General features: G+C 72.3%; 20 protein-coding genes and 1 pseudogene. 10 read left to right on the forward strand and 11 right to left on the reverse strand.

The features are described 5' to 3' along the window. Nucleotides 1-2 precede the first annotated feature (2 nt). The 6 genes from BLS56_RS06345 to BLS56_RS06370 all read left to right on the forward strand — a co-directional run bounded on the left by BLS56_RS06345 (nt 3) and on the right by BLS56_RS06370 (nt 5,918). Nucleotides 3-1,751, forward strand: a complete 1,749-nt coding sequence (locus BLS56_RS06345; RefSeq protein ID WP_091448987.1) for a hypothetical protein — start codon at nt 3-5, stop codon at nt 1,749-1,751. Between the two features lie 36 nt (nt 1,752-1,787). Then, nucleotides 1,788-2,012 (forward strand): hypothetical protein, encoded by a 225-nt coding sequence (locus tag BLS56_RS06350; protein WP_091448988.1) that lies wholly within the window; start codon nt 1,788-1,790, stop codon nt 2,010-2,012. A 23-nt stretch (nt 2,013-2,035) separates the two neighbouring features. Beyond that, nucleotides 2,036-2,251: a hypothetical protein gene (locus BLS56_RS06355; RefSeq protein ID WP_091448989.1), complete on the forward strand. Its 216-nt coding sequence runs from the start codon at nt 2,036-2,038 to the stop codon at nt 2,249-2,251. A gap of 83 nt (nt 2,252-2,334) precedes the next feature. Further along, nucleotides 2,335-3,591 (forward strand): YeeE/YedE family protein, encoded by a 1,257-nt coding sequence (locus BLS56_RS06360; RefSeq protein WP_091448990.1) that lies wholly within the window; start codon nt 2,335-2,337, stop codon nt 3,589-3,591. Between the two features lie 139 nt (nt 3,592-3,730). Continuing rightward, a complete protein-coding gene (locus BLS56_RS06365) occupies nt 3,731-5,392 on the forward strand; it encodes a fumarate hydratase (RefSeq protein ID WP_175482698.1) in 1,662 nt (553 codons plus the stop codon). Nucleotides 5,393-5,528: 136 nt separating this feature from the next. Next, on the forward strand, nt 5,529-5,918 hold the full coding sequence (locus BLS56_RS06370) for a VOC family protein (RefSeq protein ID WP_091448992.1): 390 nt from the start codon (nt 5,529-5,531) through the stop codon (nt 5,916-5,918). 3 nt (nt 5,919-5,921) lie between these two features. Here BLS56_RS06370 and BLS56_RS06375 read toward each other — a convergent pair whose 3' ends face one another. The 5 genes from BLS56_RS06375 to BLS56_RS32710 all read right to left on the reverse strand — a co-directional run bounded on the left by BLS56_RS06375 (nt 5,922) and on the right by BLS56_RS32710 (nt 9,981). After that, on the reverse strand, nt 5,922-6,908 hold the full coding sequence (locus BLS56_RS06375; RefSeq protein ID WP_228771427.1) for a M23 family metallopeptidase: 987 nt from the start codon (nt 6,906-6,908) through the stop codon (nt 5,922-5,924). A gap of 399 nt (nt 6,909-7,307) precedes the next feature. Then, on the reverse strand, nt 7,308-7,889 hold the full coding sequence (locus tag BLS56_RS06380) for a hypothetical protein (RefSeq protein WP_139190538.1): 582 nt from the start codon (nt 7,887-7,889) through the stop codon (nt 7,308-7,310). Nucleotides 7,890-8,092: 203 nt separating this feature from the next. Next, nucleotides 8,093-8,563, reverse strand: coding sequence for a hypothetical protein (locus BLS56_RS06385; RefSeq protein ID WP_091448994.1), 471 nt, complete (start codon nt 8,561-8,563; stop codon nt 8,093-8,095). A gap of 72 nt (nt 8,564-8,635) precedes the next feature. Continuing rightward, complete coding sequence (locus BLS56_RS06390; RefSeq protein ID WP_091448995.1) at nt 8,636-9,577, reverse strand: winged helix-turn-helix transcriptional regulator; 942 nt, start codon at nt 9,575-9,577, stop codon at nt 8,636-8,638. Next, a complete protein-coding gene (locus BLS56_RS32710) occupies nt 9,574-9,981 on the reverse strand; it encodes a carotenoid oxygenase family protein (protein WP_139190539.1) in 408 nt (135 codons plus the stop codon). The genes BLS56_RS06390 and BLS56_RS32710 overlap by 4 nt, the downstream gene beginning before the upstream one ends. 343 nt (nt 9,982-10,324) lie before the next feature. On the opposite strand from BLS56_RS32710, the gene BLS56_RS06400 reads away from it, so the two are divergent. Continuing rightward, nucleotides 10,325-10,927, forward strand: coding sequence for a DUF6801 domain-containing protein (locus BLS56_RS06400; RefSeq protein WP_091448997.1), 603 nt, complete (start codon nt 10,325-10,327; stop codon nt 10,925-10,927). A gap of 154 nt (nt 10,928-11,081) precedes the next feature. On the opposite strand, the gene BLS56_RS06405 is transcribed toward BLS56_RS06400, so the two are convergent. Genes BLS56_RS06405 through BLS56_RS06415 form a run of 3 tightly spaced genes read right to left on the reverse strand, consistent with a single transcriptional unit; the run spans nt 11,082 to nt 15,858 of the window. Next, nucleotides 11,082-13,793 carry a bifunctional acetate--CoA ligase family protein/GNAT family N-acetyltransferase gene (locus BLS56_RS06405; RefSeq protein WP_091448998.1) on the reverse strand — a complete coding sequence of 904 codons (2,712 nt, stop codon included), beginning with the start codon at nt 13,791-13,793 and terminating at the stop codon, nt 11,082-11,084. Between the two features lie 4 nt (nt 13,794-13,797). After that, nucleotides 13,798-14,982, reverse strand: coding sequence for an acetoin utilization protein AcuC (locus BLS56_RS06410; RefSeq protein ID WP_091448999.1), 1,185 nt, complete (start codon nt 14,980-14,982; stop codon nt 13,798-13,800). A 9-nt stretch (nt 14,983-14,991) separates the two neighbouring features. Then, on the reverse strand, nt 14,992-15,858 hold the full coding sequence (locus BLS56_RS06415; protein ID WP_091449000.1) for a sulfurtransferase: 867 nt from the start codon (nt 15,856-15,858) through the stop codon (nt 14,992-14,994). 101 nt (nt 15,859-15,959) lie between these two features. Here BLS56_RS06415 and BLS56_RS06420 point away from each other — a divergent pair, with 101 nt between their 5' ends. The 3 genes from BLS56_RS06420 to galE all read left to right on the forward strand — a co-directional run bounded on the left by BLS56_RS06420 (nt 15,960) and on the right by galE (nt 18,869). Beyond that, on the forward strand, nt 15,960-16,655 hold the full coding sequence (locus BLS56_RS06420; RefSeq protein ID WP_091449001.1) for a metal-dependent transcriptional regulator: 696 nt from the start codon (nt 15,960-15,962) through the stop codon (nt 16,653-16,655). After that, nucleotides 16,652-17,827 (forward strand): galactokinase, encoded by a 1,176-nt coding sequence (galK, locus tag BLS56_RS06425; RefSeq protein ID WP_091449002.1) that lies wholly within the window; start codon nt 16,652-16,654, stop codon nt 17,825-17,827. The genes BLS56_RS06420 and galK overlap by 4 nt, the downstream gene beginning before the upstream one ends. A gap of 85 nt (nt 17,828-17,912) precedes the next feature. Beyond that, nucleotides 17,913-18,869 carry a UDP-glucose 4-epimerase GalE gene (galE, locus tag BLS56_RS06430; RefSeq protein ID WP_091449003.1) on the forward strand — a complete coding sequence of 319 codons (957 nt, stop codon included), beginning with the start codon at nt 17,913-17,915 and terminating at the stop codon, nt 18,867-18,869. Between the two features lie 368 nt (nt 18,870-19,237). Here galE and BLS56_RS06435 read toward each other — a convergent pair whose 3' ends face one another. The 3 genes and pseudogenes from BLS56_RS06435 to BLS56_RS06445 form a co-directional block, all read right to left on the reverse strand. Then, nucleotides 19,238-20,374 carry a DUF4192 domain-containing protein gene (locus tag BLS56_RS06435; RefSeq protein WP_175482699.1) on the reverse strand — a complete coding sequence of 379 codons (1,137 nt, stop codon included), beginning with the start codon at nt 20,372-20,374 and terminating at the stop codon, nt 19,238-19,240. 130 nt (nt 20,375-20,504) lie between these two features. Continuing rightward, nucleotides 20,505-20,765 (reverse strand): annotated as a pseudogene (locus tag BLS56_RS32110) (M23 family peptidase); the annotation flags it as partial. Nucleotides 20,766-21,007: 242 nt separating this feature from the next. Then, nucleotides 21,008-21,679 (reverse strand): HAD family hydrolase, encoded by a 672-nt coding sequence (locus tag BLS56_RS06445; RefSeq protein WP_091449005.1) that lies wholly within the window; start codon nt 21,677-21,679, stop codon nt 21,008-21,010. Nucleotides 21,680-21,718: the final 39 nt, after the last annotated feature.

Raw genomic sequence — 21,718 nt, forward strand, 5'->3', positions numbered from 1 at the left:
CCATGGAGCATCCCCACGGCGGTCTCGAAGCGGCCGATGTCTCGGCGTTGCCGCTGATCCTGCGCCTGGCCCTGCTGCTGGTGACGGCTTTCGTCGCCGGTGTCGGCCTGGTGCGGCCACGAGTGGCCACCCTGCCCCGTCACGTGACGGTCCTGACGGTGGCGCTCGCGGCGTCCTCGGCCGGGCTGGCGGCGCTGTCGGTCGCGGTGGCCGAGGTCAGCGTGCTCGGCGCGGCGGCGCACGTGGTGCTCGTCGCCGCGGTCGCGCTGCTGCTGGGCAAGCCGACGCCGGTTCGCTGGTTGTCGGTGGCGCTGGTGCTGTTGCTGGTGGTCGAGACCGCCGCGGGGCGCTCCGGGGTGGAGTTCGCGGCCGACACCGTCTACGTGGCCGCCGCGGTCGCGTGGTTCGGCGTCACCGTGCTCACCACCTCGGCGGTGAGCAGGCCGGGTCCGCTCTCGCTGACCCTGGGCGGCGTGCTCGTGGTCGCCGGGGCGGCGCGGCTGGCCACCTCCGGGATCGCGTTCGACCGCAGGGTCTACGAAACCGGGTTCGGGCTGGTGCTGCTGGCGGTGGTCGTCCTGCCGCTGGTGGCGACGGTGCTCGCGGCCGTGCTCAAGGGCACGGACCGGGCATACCGGTTCGGCGCGGCGGGCGTCGTCGCGGCGTTCGTCGGCTGGAGCGCGCTGGCCGCGATCCCGTCGCCCGCGGAGCTTCCCGAGCCCGGCGTGCCGGTCCTCGCGGAGGCTTCGCTTGCCGGACAACGGGTTCCGGTGCTGATCAGCCCGCACCGGCCCGGCCGCAACCTGGTGCACTTCCCGGCCAGCGCGGGCAACCGCGTCGAGGTGAGCGTGGCGGGCGGCCCGGCCGTCACCGCGACGCCGAGGGCCGGGGCCGAGGGCACCTGGGCCGAGGTCGACCTGCCCGCGGGCCGCGGTTCGGTCGTCGTCGGCCTCGGCGAGGCGCGCGACCAGGTCCGCATTGATACCGGCACTGACACCGGCTCCGACACTCGTGGCGCCGGTCCGGCGCTCGCCGCCGGGGCGGACGGGGCGGAGTGCGCGAGCGCCGCCCTGGGCGGCCTGCTCTCGGGCCGTCGCGACACGCTTACCGCGTGCCCGGCGGACACATTGTCCACTGAGGACGATCAGGCGCTGCGCAAACTGGTCGGTTTCCTGGCTTCGCGCGGGGTCGCGGGGATCACGGTGCGCGGCGACGAGTCGCCGCGCAGCACCCAGGCTGCCGAGACGATCCGCACGGCAGCCGCAGAGGCGAACGTGCGGGTCGACGCGGACCCGTTGCCCGACAACGCTCTCGTCGTGGTCTCGGGGTGGTCGGCGGCGCAGTCCGCGCTGACCACCGCCGCGGCCCAGCAGGCGGACAGCCCGGTGTACAGCTTCGGCCTGTACCTGGCGCCCTGGCTCCTGAACGCCCCGCTGGTGACCTCGGCGACCACCGTCTCGGTGCCGCTGCGGTTCGACCCCCGCGAACACCTCCCGGTGAGCTACGCCGTGGCGGTGGGCAACGGGTTCGGCGGGGAAAGCCCGACCGTGGCCGGTTTCCACGCCTGGCTCGGCGACCGGAAACCGTTGGCGGCGGGCGAAGTGCAGGTGTTCGCCGCCGCCCAGGTGACGGTCATGCCGATGGGGCCGGGCGAGGCGCACGCGCCGGGGATGCCGATGACCGAGGAACTGGCCGGGCAGTGGGTCCCGAAGGCGACCATTGTGCCGGTCAGTACGCCGCTGCTCAGCTAAAACCCTTACGCAACAACTTTTCTCAAGGAGACAACCGTGAAGACCTTCTCCAAGGCGGTCGCCACCGGACTCGCGGCGGCGGCGCTGACCGTGGCCGTGGGCGGCGTGGCGAGCGCGACAGAAGCCACCCCCGCCTCGGCGGACGCCGCCCCGATCTGGCTCGTGCCCGGCGTCGACCTCGGCGCGCTGCTCGCCCCGGCCACCGGGCTGCCCGGCGGGCTCGCCCCGGTGTTCGGCCTGCTCAACGCGATCGGCGCGTAAGCCCCTCCCCGAAAGGAAACTCCATGATCAAGAACCTCGCCCGCGCGGTCGTCGCCGCGGCCATGGCCGGACTGGCGTTCACCGGCGCGGCCGCCCCCGCGCTCGCCGACCCGGTGATCGTCGACGAGCCGGACACTAGCGACCTCAACGACACCTGGACCTTCGCGCCGCTGGGCGTGCCCGTCTTCGGCCTGATCCCGGTGATCCTGCGCGCGCCGAACGGCATCATCCCCGACTGACCACGAAGTCCATATCAGACTGTCCACTCAGGACGGGGCGCCGCCCGGCGGCGCTCCGTCCCTTTTCCCCGTCTGGAGTCCCCATGTCCACGTCGTCCCCGCCCAGATTACTCACTTTCCCGACTTCCCGACCCGCGCCTGCCGCGCCGAGCGAGGGGCCGGTGCGCGTGGTCCCGCTGACCATCGCGGCGCTGCTGGCCGCGGGGCTCACGTGGTACGTGTGGACCTCCTTCGGCGCGAAGTCCGGCACCCTGCTGGCCCTGGGCTTGGGCCTCGGCCTGGCGCTGTTCCACTCCCGGTTCGGCTTCACCTCGGCGTGGCGGCAGCTCATCGCCGTGGGCAACGGCACCGGCCTGCGCGCGCACACCCTGCTGCTGGGCACGGCGGCCACGCTGCTCGCGCTGATCATCTCCACCGGCGCGGGCCTGTTCGGCTCGGTCCCCAAGGCGACCGGCGGGCCGATCGGGCTGGCGCTGTTCGTCGGCGCGGTGCTGTTCGCCATCGGGATGCAGCTGGGCGGCGCGTGCGCGTCGGGCACGCTGTTCGCGGTCGGCGCGGGCCAGTCGGCGATCGTGCTGACGCTGGGCGGGTTCATCGCGGGCTCGGTGATCTACACCTGGGCCTTCCCGGTCTTCGACGGCTGGCCCGCGCTGGCCCCGGTCGTGCTGTCCGAGCACGTCGGCTGGTGGGGCTCCTGGCTGATCACGGTCGCCGCGCTGCTCGCGATCGTCGTGGTCACCCGGGCGGTGCAGGCCCGCCGCAACCCGCCGCCGGTCGACGCTGCGCCCACCGCGCGCGGCCTGGCCAGGATCGTGCGCGGCTCGTGGCCGGTGCTCGTCGGCGCTGCGGTGCTCGGCACGCTGGCCGCGGCGGTGTTCCTGGTCTCCGGCGGGATCTGGGGCGTGACGTTCGCGTTCGCGCTGTGGGGCGCGAAACTGCTGCAACTGGTCGGCCTGCACCCCGAGCTGTGGGACTTCTGGCAGACCCCCGCCAACGCCAAGGCGCTGGCGGCCTCGATCTGGACCGACAAGACCAGCCTCACCAACATCGGCATCATGATCGGCGCCGCGATCGCCGCCGCAGCGGCGGGCGTGTGGCGGCTGCACCGAAGCATCCCGTGGAAGACCGCGCTCGCGGCGGTGCTCGGCGGCATCCTGATGGGCGTCGGCGCACGCCTGGCCAACGGCTGCAACATCGGCGCCTACCTCGGCGGCATCTCCGTGGGCAGCCTGCACGGCTGGCTGTGGGGCGTGTTCGCGCTGGGCGGCACCTGGATCGGCCTGGCCCTGCGCCCCCTGTTCGGCCTGGCGAACCCCAAACCGAGCGACGGGGCCTGCTAGGTCTGAGACAGAACCGGAGACCGGAGACCAGCCCGGGTGGAAGGGGCGTGGCCAGGACCACGCGTGTAGCGGCAGATCCCGAGAGGCGTAAGGGGTACGTTTTGACCACCCCGGACGCGCGCAAGGGAGCCCGCTCATCGTGACCGCCACCACGAACTTCGACTACACCGACGTCCTGCCGCTCGCGCCGGACAACACCACCGAGTACCGGTTGGTGAGTCCGGACGGCGTGCGCGTCGTGGAAGCCGCCGGTCGGCGGTTCCTGGAGATCGACCCGGCAGCGCTGACCTTGCTGGCCAAAGAGGCGATCAAGGACATCCAGCACCTGCTGCGCCCCTCCCACCTGGCCCAGCTCCGCGCGATCGTGGACGACCCCGAGGCCAGCGGCAACGACCGGTTCGTGGCCATGGACCTGCTGCGCAACGCCTGCATCGCCGCGGGCGGGGTGCTGCCGATGTGCCAGGACACCGGCACCGCCATCGTGATGGGCAAGCGCACCGAGACCGTGCTCACCGGCGGGACCGACGAGCAGGCGATCGCGCGCGGGGTCTTCGAGGCCTACCAGGAGCTGAACCTGCGGTACTCGCAGATGGCCCCGGTGACCTTCTGGGACGAGAAGAACACCGGCACGAACCTGCCCGCGCAGATCGACATCCACACCAAGCCGGGCACCGACCCGAGCTACGAGTTCCTGTTCATGGCCAAGGGCGGCGGCTCGGCGAACAAGACCTTCCTCTACCAGGAGACCAAGGCCGTCCTGAACCCGACGCGGCTCGCGAAGTTCCTTGACGAGAAGCTGCGGAGCCTGGGCACCGCGGCCTGTCCGCCGTACCACCTCGCGATCGTGGTGGGCGGGCTCTCGGCCGAGCAGAACCTGAAGGTCGCCAAGCTGGCGTCGGCGCGCTACCTGGACAACCTGCCCACCGAGGGCTCCCCGCTCGGCCACGCGTTCCGCGACGTCGACCTGGAGCAGCAGGTGCTCGCGATGACCCGCGAGTTCGGCATCGGCGCCCAGTTCGGCGGAAAGTACTTCTGCCACGACGTCCGGGTGATCCGGCTGCCCCGGCACGGCGCGTCCTGCCCGGTCGGGCTGGCCGTGTCCTGCTCGGCCGACCGGCAGGCCAAGGCGAAGATCACCCCGGACGGCGTGTTCCTCGAACAGCTCGAACGCGACCCGGCGCATTTCCTGCCCGAGATCCACGGCGACGACCTCTCCGACGAGGTCGTCTCGATCGACCTGACCCGCCCGATGGCCGAGATCCGCGCGACGCTCTCGGCGCTGCCGGTGAAGACCCGCCTGTCGCTGACCGGGCCGCTGGTGGTGGCCCGCGACATCGCGCACGCCAAGGTCAAGGAGCGGCTGGACGCGGGCGAGCCGATGCCGCAATACCTCAAGGACCACCCGGTCTACTACGCCGGTCCCGCGAAGACGCCCGAGGGCTACGCGTCCGGCTCGTTCGGGCCGACGACCGCGGGCCGCATGGACTCCTACGTCGAGCAGTTCCAGGCCGCTGGCGGCTCGATGGTCATGCTGGCCAAGGGAAACCGCTCCAAGCAGGTCACCGAGGCCTGCCAGGCGCACGGCGGCTTCTACCTCGGCTCCATCGGCGGCCCGGCCGCTCGGCTGGCCCAGGACTGCATCAAGAAGGTCGAGGTCCTGGAATACCCGGAGCTGGGCATGGAAGCGGTCTGGAAGATCGAGGTCGAGGACTTCCCCGCGTTCGTCGTGGTCGACGACAAGGGCAACGACTTCTTCGCGGGCACATCGGCGCCGACACTACAGGTCACTTTCCGCCGGTAGACCGTCGCGAGTGGACACCACAAGGGGCCGCGCCTTGACGGGCACGGCCCCTTGGTGATGTGATCGTCGCGGTGTCGCGTGCGGTGACGGTTTCCGCCGCCGCATGGCGGCGCCGCGACCACTGGGGAATCACATCATGACAATTCAGCTCAACCACACGATAGTTCCGGCCAAGGACAAGCACGCCTCGGCCACTTTCCTCACCGAGATATTCGATTTGCCCGCGCCGGTCCCGGCCGGGTTCTTCCTCGCCGTCACGCTCGACAACGGCGTGACGCTCGACTACGCCGAGCCGCCGGTGGACTTCTCCCCGATGCACCTGGCCTTCCTGGTCAGCGAGGAGGAGTTCGACGGCGTCTACGGCCGGATCAAGGCCTGGGGCCTGGACCACTGGGCCGACCCCCGGCGGGAGCGGCCCGGCGAGATCAACACCAACGACGGCGGCCGCGGCGTCTACTTCACCGATCCGAACGGCCACTTCCTGGAAGCCATCACGGTGCCCTACGGCGGCTGGCCGAAGACCTGACCGCTACAGGGTGATCCCGCGGGCCCGCAGCCACGGCACCGGGTCGATCTTGCGGCTGCCGCCCTGCCACACCTCGAAGTGCAGGTGCGGGCCGGTGGACTGGCCGCGGTTGCCGATGGTGGCGATCTGCTGGCCAGCGCCGACGCGGGCGCCCTTGCTGGTGAGGATCTCGTTCATGTGGCCGTAGACGGTCACCGTGCCGTCGTCGTGGCGGATGCGGACCCACAGCCCGAAACCGCTGGCCGGGCCCGCGTCGATCACCACGCCGGAGGTGACGGCCAGGATCGGCGTGCCGATCTTGTTGGCGATGTCGACGCCGTAGTGGGTGCTGCCCCACCGGGCGCCGAAACCGGAGGTGAACCGGCCTTGGGCGGGCTTGACGAAGCCCGAGGCCGCTGGTTTCGCCGCGGCCGCAGTCGCCTGCCGCTTCTTGTCGGCGGCAGCCTTCTCGGCCGCGGCCTTCTCCGCTGCCGCTTTCTTGGCGGCGGCGGCCTTCTCGGCAGCCGCCTTCTCGGCGGCGGCCTTGTCCGCGGCGGCCTTCTCGGCGGCGGCCTTTTCCGCGGCGATCTTGTCCGCGGCGGCCTTCTCGGCGGCGGCCTTCTCCGCGGCGGCCTGCTGCTCCGCGGCGATGACCTGCTGGCGCGCCGCCTCGGCCGCGCGTGCCTGCTCGGCGCGCACGTCGTCGGCCCGCTGGAGCTTCCTGGCCTCGGCGATCGAGTCGCCGAGCGTGGCGCGGGGAGCGATGAGCGACAGCGCGGCCTCGGACTTGGGGGCCGCGGTGAGGGCCATCCGCAGAACGCCCTCGACGCCGTTGTCGGCCTCGGGAACGGCCATGGCGGTCAGGAGCGGGTGGCCGACGGCCACCACGGCGCTCGCGGCCATGACCGCGGCGACCCGGCGCTTGCGCGCGGATCGCGGTTTGCGGTGCCTGCCCCCGACGCCGGTGACCGGCGTCGGGCGGGCTGAGTCGCCCTGGGGTGATGCTGACATGGGGGAGTGCCTTCCGTCTCGGGGAGATCCGGTCGGGCACCGGGCGGGGGATCCCGGGTGAGCCAGTGCGGGATAAACCTGACTCGAGCCCTCGTAACCGAACCGTGACGTTCGCCGCGACGCTACCCTCAGCGACCAAAAAGGCAAACCTGATGTGATCTGGCTTAAAAATAGCCCGTCTTTAGGGTGATATACCCGGAGATCGACTACTCAGCGTGCTGACTAGATCGACTCGATGGTCATTTACCGCCTTGCACCAGCCATGACCTGCGCCATTGCCGTCCGATGCTTCCCCTGGCCAGCCGCCCGCGCTCCGCGCCCCTCGTCGCGCGGCAGGCGAACCGACGCGTTAAGGGGCAGTGACGGAGATCACTGTTTGTGCGGCGGCAGGGGCGCTGATCAGGGACCTTCGACCAGCACGACGGTGCGTGCGCCCAACTCGACCGCCAGCGGGACCGACACCGGCCGCTGGGTCAGCACCTGCGCGCACATCTGCCCGCCGTCGGGACCGCCCTGCGGCTGGGCCATCGGGTTGAGCGCGACGGTCACCGATGTGGTGCTCTCCTCGATCACCCGGCCCTCGACCAGGGTGCAGCTGTCGCGGGCGACCCCGAACAGGTGCAGGGACCGGCCGTCCGGGGCGACCCAGACCCTGCGGTCGGCGTAGGCGTCCGGCAGCGCCTTCGCGTCGACCTGCGCGGGCGGCAGCGGGCGGTAGTCGGGGCCTGCCTCGGTCGGGACCGGCGGCCCGCTCGGCAGGGGCTTGCCGGGCAGGGACTCGGTGGGCTCTGCCTGCTGGGGCTCGGTGGGCCGGGGCTGCGTGGACGACTCTTCCGGCCCGGTGGGACCGGCGGCGACCGGGGCCGCCCCGGCCGAGGTGGAGCCAAGAGCGCCCGATGTCGCCTCGTCGGCGCCCTGACCGCACGCGGCGAGGGCGAGCATGGCCAGGGCCGCGCCCGCCGTCAGCACTGAGGTCCTCATAGTGAGAGGACGGCGTCGAGGCCGTCCAGGTTGCACCCGGCCCCGGACCGTCCAGCTGACTGACCGGTCCTGGACAGGGCGGCGCCCCGGGCGGTGGAGCACAACCGCCCGGGGCACCCAGGGAAGGGTCCTTCTTATACCTCTTATATGGAGTACAACTTTTGGACGCGCGTTTGAGGTCTACCTCTAACACGAGAGCGCGGCTAAGAGGTGCGTTGCTCGCTCTTGAGCACGACCGTGCGCTCGCCCAGTGGCTGCTCCAACTCGACGGTCACCGTCGGGTAGCGAAGATCCATCGTGCACATCTCCGGTGTCGACGGCGTGGTCTCCACCAGCAGCAGCACGATCCGCCGCGGGGTCTGCTCGGCCACCTCGGCGCTCGCCTTGCCGCAGCCGCCCTCCTGGGCGACGACGCCGACGGTCTTGCCGTCGCCCTCGGTCCACACCTTCTTCGGATATCCCTCCGGCAGCGCGGTCGCGTCGATCTGCCCCGGCGGCACGGGCTTGTGGTCGCCGGGCGGTGTCCGGGCGGGCTGGCCCTCCGGCGCCTGCCCCGCGGCGGTCGGCGGGGGCTGCGCTGCCGGGTTCTGGGAATTGGGGGTCTCGTGGCCGGCGCAGGCGGTCAACACGGCGAGCAGAACGCCTGCGGCAGCGATGGTTCCTCGACGTGTCATGCCCAGGGGACGGATGGCGCGGACCTGGGGGTTGCACGCCCGGCGGGGAAAGGCTGGAAAGTCCCGCCCGGCTCAGACGGCTTCGATCTCGCGGCCAGCGAGCGGCGCGGAGCAGGCCGAGCACAGCAGCAGCACGGAGAAGGCGTGGTCGGCGCCCCGGTGGTGGAAGACGAGCGCCGGTCCCTCGGGAGCCAGGAACCAGCGCTGCCCCCACTCGATCGCGGACATGACAACCGGGAAGAACGCGCGGCCCTTGTCGGTGAGCCGGTAAGTGGAGCGGTCGGACCGGTCCGGGTCGCCGGAGACCTCCAGCACGCCGAGGTCGCGGAAGGTGCGCAGCCGGTCGGCGATCACCGTCGCGGGCGCGCTGAGGCGGCGCTGGAACTCCGAGAACCGGCGCGCGCCCAGGTAGGCCGCGCCCAGCATCGCCGCCGACCAGCGGTTGCCGATCAGCGCCCGGCTCTGCGGGAAGAACCCGGGGCCCAGGCTGGCCGAGCCGCTGGAGCGGCGGCGCATCGTGGTGTTCGGGGCGGTCCGGGGCCAGGACCCGCTTGGGCCGAACTCGCCGGTCACCTCCCGCGGCGGCACCGGCCGCCCGCACGTGCCGCACCCGAGCAGCGGGGCGAACAGCTCACCGCAGCCGCGGTGCCGCATCGCGGGCAGCCGCTCGGCCTGCCCGTCGGCCCATGTCGCCTCCCAGGCCCAGATGCTGACGATGATCGGCCACAGCGCGGTGCCCCGGCGGCTCAGGTGGTACTCGACGGCGTTCGGGTCGTGGCCAGGCCCGACCGGGACGAAGATGCCCACCTCGGTCATGCGGCGCAGCCGGGAGGTGAGCACGGCGGTGGAGACGGGCAGCACCGCCTGCCAGTCGTGGACACGGCGGGTGCCGTTCTGCAGCGCGTGCCGCAGGATGAGCAGGGTCCACTCGTCCGCGGCGACCCCGATGGCGAACGCGATGGCGTTGTCGCCGCCCGCGCCGAGCACGCTCGGCCGGTCGGGCGGGTGCATCATGAGGCACGCGGCCCGGCGGCGGGGCGCGCCGGGCAGTCGGGACCGGCGGCGTTCGTGTCGGTGGTCATGGTGATCAGGTAACCGTCGTCCTTGCTGCCGAACACCCCGGCGCCGTGGCGGTGGCGCCCTTCCCGGCCGGTCAGCAGGTCGTGCTTGACGACGCCGTCGAAGAGGAACCAGCCCGGCGCGCCGATGGCGGCATGGGTGTGCCGATACGGGCGACCAGCGAGCCGGGAGTTGATCATAGCGAGTTCCCGGCCCAGGCGGGCCCGGACGTTCCTCTGTGGCCGGTCCGGGCGCGCGGCATCGCCGCAGGCTGCGGCGGACTCGGTGCGGCAGAACGGTTTAGCGGCAGGGAGATTCGGGCGCCGGGGAACACGCCACGCTGTGGACCGTGCCGTCACTGGCGAGGACCCCCTTGCTCAGCCGTGCCGAGGCCGCCAGGCGCGCCCCCGTGCGACAGCCGGAAATTGAGAGTACAACTAGCGCCCCCGCCAGGCCAGACCGCCACGGCGCGCGCCCTCCCACATCGCGGAACCCGGCGGCCTGAGCACTCACCGGGATGCGCCTTTGCCGAAGGGCTTTTCCGGCCGAGATGACAAAAAACGAGAAGTTCGCCGAATGTCGGCATCTCGAGTTGCCGGGTCAGACATTAACGCACTACCGTCGAATTAGGTTGATCCGGGGCCTCGGTTCTCCACAGGAAAAGCCACTTAGTCCGCTTCAGTGTCGAGGAGGAATAAACGAATGGCGACAAGGACAACGGGAAAACGGCTGCCGTATCTCGCAGGCGGCGGCGTCGTCGCGGTGGTCGCGGCATTGTTCGCTCTCATGTTCGGTGTGGGATCGGCCGCCGCTGTTGACAAGGAACTGACCTACAAAGGCGCGTTTCCGCTGATCGGCGAGCAGACCGTGAGCACGGTCGTGCACGTCGACATTCCCGAGAAGGCCACCGCGGGCGAGACGCTGTCGGTGCCGTTCAGCATTGACGTCGACGCGGGCGAAGCCACCACCCAGGGCCTGCAACTGGTGGGCGCCAAGAAGCTCTCGGGCGGAATCAAAGCCTCGGTCACCCTGACCATCAGCGATGGCCAGTCGGTGCAGGTCCCGGTTGAACTCCCCATTCCGGAAACCGCGGTCCCCACTGAGGGCACGCTGAAGTTCACCGCCGAGGGCTCTGTCGATTTCACCGTTCCGGCAGGCGTCCCGGCCGGTGAGGCCACCACCAAGGTCGACCCGGAAGCGGTGACCCACGTGGTGACCGACAGCTCGCTCGGCGAGTTCGACGTGAACCTCTCGCTCGCCCCGCCGGAGCAGGACACCGTCCTGGGCAAGACCCAGGTCGGCTGACCCCGGGGTGATCCGCCGGGTGGGACACACCGTCGTGCCCCACCCGGCGGATCACCGCGTTTCCCGGCCGCGCGTTCCCCCGTCCGCCATGGTGACCAGCGCCGCTGGTCAGACGCCGCCTTTGTCCAGAAGCCGTTTGCCAGCCGCCGTTTCGTCAGAAGCCGTCCGGGATGGGCCGCAGGCGGCGCGGGCCGCTGTCGTGGCGCGACGGGGGCGGGCCGACCGTGATCCGGCCGCCGGTGACGAAGGCGCCCTCGGCGGAGGCCAGGATGGGCGCGACGGCCAGCGACCGCACCTCCGGCACGTCCTCGGCCAGCGCGGCCACCCGCAGCACCAACTGCTCCAGGGCGGCCAGGTCCGCCGGTTCGCCCCCGCCGTAGCCGACCAGCAGCGGCGCCGCCTTCGGCGCCCGCACCAGCGACGCGGCGTCGGCGTCGGTGAGCGGGACCGCGCGGTAGGCGCGGTCGCCGAGCAGGTCGCTGATCAACCCGGACAGGCCGAAGGACACCAGCGTGCCGAACGACGGGTCGTCCTGCAGCCCGATCGTGCACGAGTTTCCCTTGGGCGCCATCCGCTGCACGTACACTTCGTCCATTCCGGACACCGCGCGCAGGTCGGCGTACGCTGCCCGCACCGCGTCCTCCCCCGCCAGGTCGAGACGCACGCCGATCAGCTCGCTGCGGTGGCGGAACTGCTTGCTCGCGGTCTTCATCGCCACCGGCAGCCCGAGTTCCAGGCTCGCCGCGACCGCGCTGTCCGAATCGGACACAACGCGGAACGGCATGATGTGAATCCCGTAGCAGGACAGCACCCGCACCACTTGGTCGTCGGTCAGATCGATCTCGCCGCGCTCGCCACCGTCCTTTTGCGACAGTTCAGCTTCGCTGAGGGCGGCGGCGACAACGCCCGCCGCGCCTGCCGGGTCTAGGCCGTCCGGGCGGACGAAACTGCCCAGCGGCGCGGAGCGCCAGCGGGCGTAGCCGGTGGCGCGGGCCAGGGCGAGCGCGGCCCGCTCCGGGCTCGGATACGACGGAATCGACCCCCGGGTGGGGGCCCCGTCCGGGCCGGTCACCGCCAGCTCGGCCGGAATCCCTTCCGCGGCGAGGAAAGTGGACACGATCGGCTTCGTGCCCGCCTCGGCCAGGCCCGCGGCCGCCTCGCGCAGCGCCCGCGCGTACGCGGTGCCCGGGATGGCCAGCGGCGGCACGAACACCACGATCAGCGAGTCCACGTCCTCGCGGCGCAGCGCGTCGGCGACCGCGGCGGCGAAGTGGTCGGGCCCGGCCTGCGCGCCGACGTCGACCGGCTCGCCCGCGAGCGCGAGCCCCTGGGCGAGCGCGGCGTCGGCGGCGAGCAGCCCGATGGCCGAGGAGTTGCCGACCACCGCGACCCGCTCGCCGGGCGGCAGCGGCTGGTGCGCCAGCAGCAGCGCGGTGTCGAACAGCTGCGCGATCGACTCGACCCGGATGACGCCTGCCTGCTCGAACAGCGCCTGCACGCTGGCCTCGTCCACCGCCACCCCGGTCGCGGCGAGCGCGGGCAGCACCGTGTTGCGCCCGGACTTCACCGCCACCACCGGCTTGTTCCGCCCCAGCCGCCGGGCCAGCCGGGCGAACTTGCGCGGATTGCCGAACGACTCCAGGTACAGCAGCACGACATCGGTGTTCGGGTCGGTTTGCCAGTACTGCAACAGGTCGTTGCCCGAGACGTCGGCGCGGTTGCCCGCGGAGACGAACGTCGAGAGCCCCAGCCCGCGCGCGGCGGCGTCGGCGAGGATCGCCGTGCCCAGCGCGCCGGACTGGCAGAAGAAGCCGGTGCGCCCCGGGCCGGGCAGGGTCGGCGCGAGGGTCGCGTTGAGCCGCACCGCCGGGTCGAGGTTCACCACGCCCAGCGCGTTCGGGCCGACCACCCGCATCCCGTGCGCGCGGGCCTCGTCGACCAGCCGCCGCTCCGCGCCCCGGCCGTCCGGGCCGGTCTCGCCGAACCCGGAGGTCACCACCATCAGCGTCTTCACGCCCTTGGCCAGGCAGGCGTCCATGACCTCGTCCACGCTCGCCGCGGGCACGGTGACCACGGCCAGGTCCACCGGGTCCGGGATGTCGAGCACCGTCGGGTAGGCCCGCACCCCGCGCACCGACCGGTGCTCGGCGTTGACCGGGAACACCGGCCCGGCGAAGTCGGCGGCGAGCAGGTTCCCCAGCACCGCGTAGCCGATCTTGGTGTGGTCGGTGGACGCGCCGATAACCGCCACCGAGCGCGGGTGCAGCAGATTGTGCACGCTGCGCGCCTCGGCGGCCTGCTCCCGCGCCCAGGCGACCGCCATCGACGCCTCGGTGGGGTCGATGGCGAACTCCAGGTGCAGCACGCCCTCGTCAAACGCCCGGCTCACCTGGTACCCGGCGTCACGGAAGACGCGGACCATCTGCGCGTTGTCGGCCAGCACCTCGGCCTCGAACCGGCGCAGCCCGCGCTCGCGCGCGGCGGCGGCGAGGTGCTCCAGCAGGATCGAGCCGAGGCCGCGGCCCTGGTGGGCGTCCTCCACGACGAAGGCGACCTCGGCCGAGTCGGACTCGGCCAGCCGCTCGTAGCGGCCGACGGCGACGATGTCGTCCCCGAGCAGCGCGACGAACGCGACCCGGCTGTGGTGGTCGACGGTGCTGAAGCGGCGCAGGTCGCGGTCGGGGATGCGCGGATACGGGCCGAAGTAGCGCAGGTAGCGGGTGCGGGAGGAGAGCCTGCCGTGGAAGGCGCGCAGCGACTCGCCGTCGCTGGGCACGATCGGTCGCAAGTGGACTGTGCCGCCGTCGGCCAGCACGACGTCGGCCTCCCACCGGCGGGGGTAGTCGAACGGGTCGTGGGCGGCCATGTCGTCAGTCTCTCGGATCGTCCGGGTCGAGGCCGTGCAGCGGGAACACCGCGCGCCGCACGTCGCGGACCACGGTGTCCACCGCCTCGTCCAGCCCGCCGCCCCACGGCTCGAAGGAGGGGTCGCGCCCGTCGCCCATGGCCACCGGCAGCGTCGCGTTCGGCGCGACCGTGCGGACCGCGGCGGTCCACTCCGCCGGAACCAGCGTCTCGACCGGGACGTCGCGGTCGAGCACGGTCGCGATCAGGTGCGTCCACGAGCGGGGGACCACGCGCAGCAGCTGGTAGCCGCCGCCCCCGGTGGCCAGCCACTTCCCGCCCGCGTACCGGGTCGCGAGGTCGCGCAGGGCGCGGTAGGTCTCGCGGTGCCCGTCGACCGACAGCGACAGGTCGGCGAGCGGGTCTTCCTCGTGGGTGTCCACACCGCACTGGGTGACCAGGACCTGCGGCTGGAACGCGGCCAGCAGCGCGGGCACGGTGGCGTGGAAGGCGCGCAGCCAGGCGGGGTCGCGGGTGCCCGGCGGCAGCGGGACGTTGACCGAGGTGCCCTGCGCGCCGCGCCCGCCGAGCTCGGTGACGAACCCGGTGCCCGGCCACAGCGTCGCCGGGTGCTGGTGCAGCGAGACGGTCAGCACCCTGGGGTCGTCGTAGAACGCGGCCTGCACGCCGTCGCCGTGGTGGACGTCGACGTCGAGGTAGGCGACTCGGTCGAACCCGTTGTCCAGCAGCCAGGAGATCGCCACCGCGCAGTCGTTGTACACGCAGAACCCGGCGGCGTGGTCGCGCATCGCGTGGTGCAGCCCCCCGGCGATGCTCACCGCCCGGTCGACCTCCCCCGACGCGATCCGCCGCGCCGCCGCCAGCGTCCCGCCCACCACCAGCGCCGACGCGGCGTGCATCTGGTCGAAGACCGGGTTGTCCGCCGTCCCCAGCCCGTGCCCGACGTCCCAGGACGCCATCGGCGCCTCCCGGACGGCGGCCACGTAGGACACCTCGTGCGCCCGCGCCAGGTCGTCGTCGCCCGCGGCCTCGGGCGCCAGCGGGTCCACCCCGTCGAGCACGCCCAGCGCCCGCGCCAGGCGCATGGTCAGCTCAAGCCGGATCGGGTTGAACGGATGGTCCCCGCCCAGGTCGTAGCCGAGCAACGCGGAGTCCCACACGACGCTCGCGGTCGCGGCGCGATCACCCATGCCAGCACCCTAGTGGGCCGCCCGCTCCCCCGTCTCGACCGGACGGTCGGGATCGACGCACCAGTGTGACCAAGACCCCGCGTAGAGGGCGGCGGGCCGCTCGGCGGAGGTGACGCCCGCCACCTCAAGCGCCAGCACGACCGAGGCGGCGGTGACACCGGAGCCGCAGTAGGCCCCCACCGGCTCCCCCGTCCGCACACCCAGCCCGGCGAACCGCTCCGCCAGCCGCGCGGGCGGCAGCCAGCGCCCGTCCGCCCCCACATGCCCGGAGAACGGCGCGTTCACCGCCCGGGGGATGTGCCCGGCGCGCGGGTCGACCGGCTCGACGTCGCCCCGGTACCGCTCCGGCGCCCGCGCGTCCAGCAGCACCCCGACGTCGGCCATGGCAGACGCCCCATCGGCGTCGAGCACCGGCATACCACCCGGCCGCACCACGAAGTCGCCCGGTTCGGGAACCGGGGCGTCGGCGTCGACCGCGTGCCCCTCGGCCACCCAGGCCGCGTACCCGCCGTCGAGCACGGCGACGTCGCGGTGGCCCGCCCAGCGCAGCAGCCACCACGCCCGCGCGGCGACCGAGCCGTTGTCGGCGTCGTAGGCCACGACCGGCCGGTCCGCGCGCACCCCCGCCCGCCGCAGCACACGCTGGAGATCGGCCGGGTCGGGCAGCGGGTGCCTGCCGCCCGCCCCCGGCTCCGCGGCCAGGTCGGTGTCCAGGTCGAGGAAGACCGCGCCGGGGATGTGACCGGCCGCGTAGTCCGCCCGCCCGGGCGGACCGCCCAGCCGCCACCGCACGTCGAGCACGACCGGCCGCCGCGGCCCGTCGAGCGACGCCGCCAACTCCGCCGCCGACACCACAGGCCTGGGAAATACCGTCACCCCGCCATCCTGCCGGCTGCGCCCCTGGTCACTCGCTGCTACTGGCCGACTGCTCCGCCCAAGCGAGCGACTACCATACGAGGTGACGAAGGGGAACCGGCGTGAACGATCTCATTGACACCACAGAGATGTACCTCCGCACTATTTACGAACTCGAAGAGGAGGGCGTCGTCCCCCTGCGTGCCCGCATCGCCGAGCGCCTGGGGCAGAGCGGCCCCACGGTGAGCCAGACGGTCGGCCGCATGGAGCGCGACGGCCTGCTCGTCGTCGCGGGCGACCGGCACCTGGAGCTGACCGACCACGGCCGGTCCCTGGCCATCGCGGTCATGCGCAAGCACCGCCTCGCCGAGCGCCTGCTGGTCGACGTCATCGGCCTGGAGTGGGAGCACGTGCACAGCGAGGCGTGCCGCTGGGAGCACGTGATGAGCGAGGCCGTGGAGCGCAAGCTGGTCAAGCTCCTCGGCCACCCGACCACCTCGCCGTACGGCAACCCCATCCCCGGCCTGGACAAGCTGGGCGAGGGCGAGCCCGCCCCGCCGGTGGAGGCTGGCCTGGTGCGCGTGGACGAGGTCGCCCGGCGCGGCGGCGGCAAGGTCGAGATCCGCCGCATCGCCGAGCACGTGCAGCTTGACCCGGACCTGATGGCCGACCTCAAGGCCGTCGGCATCCTCCCCGGCAACGTCATCAGCGTCGGCCCGTCCAAGGGCGACGGCAACACGATCGAGATCACCGGCGCGGGCAACACAGCCGAGTTGGCGCCGACGGTCCTGCACGCGGTCCTGGCCCGCGGGCAGTGACTTCGGCCGACCGGGCCGCCAGCCAGTTCCGGCGGCTCCACGGCCGAGCCCCCGATGGGGTGTGGTCCGCCCCCGGACGGGTGAATCTCATCGGTGAGCACACCGACTACAACGACGGCTACGTCCTGCCGTTCGCCCTGCCGTTCCGCGTCGCCGTGGCCGCGTCGGCCCGCGCCGACGGCGTGCTGGCCGCGACGACCATCGGCGACGACGCCATCCCCCAGCGCGCCGCCCCGGTCCCGGTCGCGGACCTGGCGCCCGGGTCGGTCACCGGCTGGGCCGCGTTCCCGGCCGGGGTCGCCTGGGCGCTGCGCGGGCAGGGCTTCACCGGGGGCGCCGACCTGGTGGTCGTGGGCGACGTGCCCGCGGGCGCGGGTCTGTCGTCCTCCCACGCCCTGCAGTGCGCGGTGGCGCTGGCCCTGCTCGGCCTCGCCGGTGTCACGCCCGATGAGGACGGCTCCCCCACGCTCGCCGAGATCGCCCGGTGGGTGCAGCGCTCGGAGAACGACTTCGTCGGCGCCCCCACCGGTCTGCTCGACCAGACCGCCTCGCTGTGCTGCGTCGAGTCGCACGCGCTGTTCCTCGACGTCCGCTCCGGCGCCCGCGAGCAGGTGCCCTTCGACGCGGCCGCGGCGGGCCTGGAGGTGATCGTGGTCGACACCCGGGCCCGGCACTCGCTGGCGACCTCGGCCTACGGCGACCGCAGGCGCGGCTGCGAGCGGGCCGCGCGGCTGCTCGGCGTGCCCGCGCTGCGCGATGTGCCCCTCGACGGCCTCGCCGAGGCGTCCGCGGCGCTCCCGGAAGACCTTCGGCCGCTGGTGCGCCATGTGGTCAGCGAGAACGACCGGGTGCTGCGCGGCGTCGCGGCGCTGCGGGCGGGGTCGATCGCGGGCATCGGCGCCCATCTGAGCGCGTCGCACGCGAGTCTGCGCGAGGACTACCGAGTGTCCTGTCTGGAACTCGATGTCGCGGTGGACGCGGCTGTCGGGGCGGGCGCGCTGGGTGCCAGGATGACCGGGGGCGGCTTCGGCGGCTCCGCGATCGCGCTGGCGCCCACCGGTCGCCGGGACGATGTGCGCGCCGCTGTGCTCGCCGCCTACGCGGAACGGTCGCTGACTGCGCCGCGACTGTTCACGGCCGCGCCGTCGGCGGGCGCGGGCCGCGACCTCTGAAGCCGGGACCCCGCGAACCACAGTCGCAAGAACCACAGTCGCAAGAACCTCAACCACAAGAACCAGGACGAAGGCGAGGACCACGGTGAAGTTGCTCGTGACCGGCGGGGCGGGATATGTCGGCAGCGTCTGCGCGGCGCGGCTGATCGAGAGCGGCCACGAGGTCGTGGTCGTCGACGACCTGTCCACCGGCCACGCGGACGCGGTGCCCGATGGCGCCCGGTTCGTCCAGGCCGACATCGCCGATGCCGCTGGCTCGCTGCTCGCCGACGGCTTCGACGGCGTGCTGCACTTCGCGGCGAAGTCACTGGTGGGCGAGTCCATGCAGGACCCGGCCAAGTACTGGAACGGCAACGTCCTCACCTCCCTGCGGCTGCTCGACGCCATGCGGGACAACGGAACCCCGCGCCTGGTGTTCTCCTCCACCGCGGCCACCTACGGCGAGCCGGAGCAGGTGCCGATCCTCGAATCGGCCCCCACCCGCCCCACCAACACCTACGGCGCCACCAAACTCGCCATCGATCACGCGATCACCTCCTATGCCAAGGCCCACGGCCTCGCCGCGGTCAGCCTGCGGTACTTCAACGTGGCGGGCGCCTACGGCCGCTTCGGCGAGCGGCACACCACCGAGACCCACCTGATCCCGATCGTGCTGCAGGTGGCCCTGGGCGCCCGCCCTGCCATCTCCATCTACGGCGACGACTACCCCACCGCGGACGGCACCTGCGTCCGTGACTACATCCACGTCGCGGACCTCGCCGAGGCCCACCTGCTGGCACTCGCCCACACCGTCGAGGGCGAGCACCAGATCTACAACCTGGGCACCGGCACCGGCTTCTCCAACCGCGAGGTCGTCCAGACCTGCCGCGAAGTCACCGGCCACCCCATCCCCGCCGAGTTCGCCGCCCGCCGACCCGGCGACCCCGCCGTCCTGGTCGCCTCGGCCGACGCGGCCGCCAAACACCTCGGCTGGGAGCCCGAGCGCGCCGACCTGCGCACGATCATCGGCGACGCCTGGGAGTTCACCCGCGCCCGAGCCTGACGACCCGTCGCCTTCGCCCTGGCTCCTGGCGGGGAGCCGTGGTCGCCGGGCCGGCACGACTGCCAACCAGTCGCCCGGCCTGCGACCACGACGAACGACGGCATGGCGGATGCCCCGGCAGGCAAGCGGCCGCCCGACACGCCTTCACTCGCCACCGAACCGCGCGCTTCCATCCCCGTCCGCGCCTTGGCCGCTGATCCACGTGGCGGCACGGCCGCGCGGACCAGCCGCTCGTGCCTGACGCGGTGGCGATCGGCCTGGTGTCCAGGACCTGGGCACCGGCCAGCGGTCTGTTGTGGACGGCCGTCCGCCGTCCACAGACGCGCCCTGCCGGTGGGTTCAGCGGGACGCGGCTCCCGGGCCGACACCTAACCGGGCGCGCGGGTTCTGGCGCGGGCGGTGTGGGTGATGATGTGGCGGAGTTCCGCGGGCGGGATGGCGTGGTCCATCGACGCGCGCAGAAGCGCGGCGAGAGTGTGCCCGGGGTCCGCGTCGGCCGCGATGTCCAGGGCCATGCCTGCCAGCGCCCCATTCCCGCGTAGGTAAGCGCTGACCGCGAGCAGGCAGGCGGGTTCGGCGCGTTCCGGGGCGGGGATGGCCCGGACCAGGCGTGTCCAGAGCCGATCGGCCGCGCGGGCCCGGTCGGACAGGACGATGGCGAGGCAGGCGTCGCGGATGTCGTGGTGGCTCAGGGCAACCGCGAGCGCGGCCAGTTGGTCGTCGTCCAAGTCCGGATCGGTGGCGGCGGGGTCGGTGAGCACCCGCTCCTCGTGCGTGCGGTGGGCGGGGCCGGAATCCGCTGTGAGATCAGGAGATTCTCCGGCGGGCTCCGGGGCCGAGTGGAACGCGGCGAGGGTGGACTCGACCAGGGCCAGGTCTCGGATGAAGGCGGCCGGGTCTGCCGCGTCCGCGGCGAGTTCGGTGTCCACGATGGCGTCGATGAGCGCGGAGCGGCGGTTCAGGTCCGCCTCGGGGTCGGGAGCCAGCGTGTCGGCCAGGGCTTCGCGGGTCGGGTAGGTGACCAGGCCCGCGACGGTCAGGAAGGCCGCGATCGGAGAGGCCCCCGGGTCGGCGACCGTGCCCGAGCAGGTGGGATGGGTGTAGCAGCGCCAGTGTTCGCTCTCCGACGCCGTGGGCGTCCACAGCGCGTGGTCGACCGAGATGTCCTTGGTCGCGAAGGCCGCCGTCACCGCGTCGACCACATGTCTTTGGGGCGGGAAAGGCAGGTCTGGTGGCGCGTCGGCGTCCCCGCCGACGATCACGACGAACACCGAGCGGGCGCGGTGTTCGGTGATGACCGAGCTCAGGTGCTCGGCCAGCGATGCGGCGTCGGCTGCGGCCGGGAGGTCGGCGCGGATGATCGGGCCCAGGCACACGCTGTCTTCGCCGAGAAGCGTCACCAAGACAAGGGAGTCGGCCGGGTGGAAGCCCAGCAGGTGCGGGATGGCGGCGATGAGGTCGCCGCCGTCTTCGAGAGTGACTGTGGTGGTCGGTGGAGTCGTCATGAGTCCACTGTGCACAGGGCGGCTGGCTGGGAAAAGGTCTTCTCGTCCCCTGTGGATATATCCGGCCATTGTGGACAACCAGGCCCGACAGCGGGGAGAACTGTCGGGCCGGTGGGCTAGGTTGGGCGGCTCAGCCGCAATGCTCGAACGGGCTGGTGTAGCAGGCGGATCCCACCGAAGCGCCCCATTTCACGCACAGGTTCGCGGCGGACTTGGTCACCGGTCCCGCGTAGTAGGCGAACGACCCCGAGTCGGTCGTCCGGGTGCCGCCTTCGACCTCGGGGAACGCCGAGACCGGGGACGCCGTTCCGGTGGAGACGGACTTGATCGTGGCGACGCGGTTGCGGCCCGTCGCGCTGTCGTAGAGCAGGTAAGTGCGAGCGGACGTGCCAGCGCCGCGGAGTCGATCGCGTTTACCGGGCTGTGGTTAGTGCGAGGAACGTCGCCACGACCGCTGTTGTGCCCGCCAGCGATAAGAGGCCCGGAGTCCGCTCATCTGCCACGTCCGCGAACGTCGGAAACACCAGTGACCCGACCACGGAAAAGCGAGGAGTGAAGACTCCCGCCCCCCTGGAGAAGTGAACAAATCCGCAACCGCGAGTGAGCGTTCGACACCGCGCGACAGGACGATCGTCAGGAATCGACCGCGTCCACTGTGGACGTCTCGATCATGTCCAACGCCAAGCGGTAAGCCTCCGGCAAAGAGGCGCCTCGGTAGTCCGTCGCGGCGAGGCCGAGCAGCTGGTCGGTAGCGTTGACGGCCACCGTGTGCCGCAGCGTCTGAAACAGCGGGATATCGCTGCCGGAGTCGCCGAACGCCACGGTGTCCGCGTAGTCGAACCCGTGCTCGCGGCACAGCCGCTCGACGATGCGCGGCTTGGACTCCGGGGTGAGCACGTCCTCGTCGGCGACGGCGGCTTCCAGCGACAGCGGGTACGGGGTGGCGAAGATGTGGTCGAACTCGTGCTCGGCGAACAGGTTCGCGAAGAGATCCTGGGACATGGTGATCAGGCATGACACGCCGCCGCCCGCGCGGATGTCGTGCACGACCTCGCGGATGCCCGCCAGCTTCGCGCACGAGTCGTACGCCTGCCGGAACACCGACTCGGGCACCGGGCCCCACAGCCGCCGCACCTCCCGGGCGAACTCCAGCGTGCTGATCTCCTCGACGGCGAACCGCTCCTCCAGCGCGGTCAGCTCATCGACCGTGCCCAGCACCTCCGCGACGGCGAGCAGGCCGGAGGTCTCCGGCAGCAACGTGCCGTCCATGTCGAAGACGAACAAACGCCGCCGCACATCGGACATCGCACACCTCCACCGTCGATCGTAGGCGCGAACGTATTC

The sequence above is a fragment of the Actinokineospora iranica genome (assembly GCF_900101685.1).
GTDB lineage: Bacteria > Actinomycetota > Actinomycetes > Mycobacteriales > Pseudonocardiaceae > Actinokineospora > Actinokineospora iranica.

Coding starts and splice junctions, on each gene's coding strand:
- BLS56_RS06345 (WP_091448987.1), top strand. CDS start 3: ATGGAGCATCCCCACGGCGGTCTCGAAGCGGCCGATGTCTCGGCGTTG.
- BLS56_RS06355 (WP_091448989.1), top strand. CDS start 2,036: ATGATCAAGAACCTCGCCCGCGCGGTCGTCGCCGCGGCCATGGCCGGA.
- BLS56_RS06360 (WP_091448990.1), top strand. CDS start 2,335: ATGTCCACGTCGTCCCCGCCCAGATTACTCACTTTCCCGACTTCCCGA.
- BLS56_RS06370 (WP_091448992.1), top strand. CDS start 5,529: ATGACAATTCAGCTCAACCACACGATAGTTCCGGCCAAGGACAAGCAC.
- BLS56_RS06375 (WP_228771427.1), bottom strand. CDS start 6,908: ATGTCAGCATCACCCCAGGGCGACTCAGCCCGCCCGACGCCGGTCACC.
- BLS56_RS06380 (WP_139190538.1), bottom strand. CDS start 7,889: ATGAGGACCTCAGTGCTGACGGCGGGCGCGGCCCTGGCCATGCTCGCC.
- BLS56_RS06385 (WP_091448994.1), bottom strand. CDS start 8,563: ATGACACGTCGAGGAACCATCGCTGCCGCAGGCGTTCTGCTCGCCGTG.
- BLS56_RS06390 (WP_091448995.1), bottom strand. CDS start 9,577: ATGATGCACCCGCCCGACCGGCCGAGCGTGCTCGGCGCGGGCGGCGAC.
- BLS56_RS06400 (WP_091448997.1), top strand. CDS start 10,325: ATGGCGACAAGGACAACGGGAAAACGGCTGCCGTATCTCGCAGGCGGC.
- BLS56_RS06405 (WP_091448998.1), bottom strand. CDS start 13,793: ATGGCCGCCCACGACCCGTTCGACTACCCCCGCCGGTGGGAGGCCGAC.
- BLS56_RS06410 (WP_091448999.1), bottom strand. CDS start 14,982: ATGGGTGATCGCGCCGCGACCGCGAGCGTCGTGTGGGACTCCGCGTTG.
- BLS56_RS06435 (WP_175482699.1), bottom strand. CDS start 20,374: ATGACGACTCCACCGACCACCACAGTCACTCTCGAAGACGGCGGCGAC.
- BLS56_RS06445 (WP_091449005.1), bottom strand. CDS start 21,679: ATGTCCGATGTGCGGCGGCGTTTGTTCGTCTTCGACATGGACGGCACG.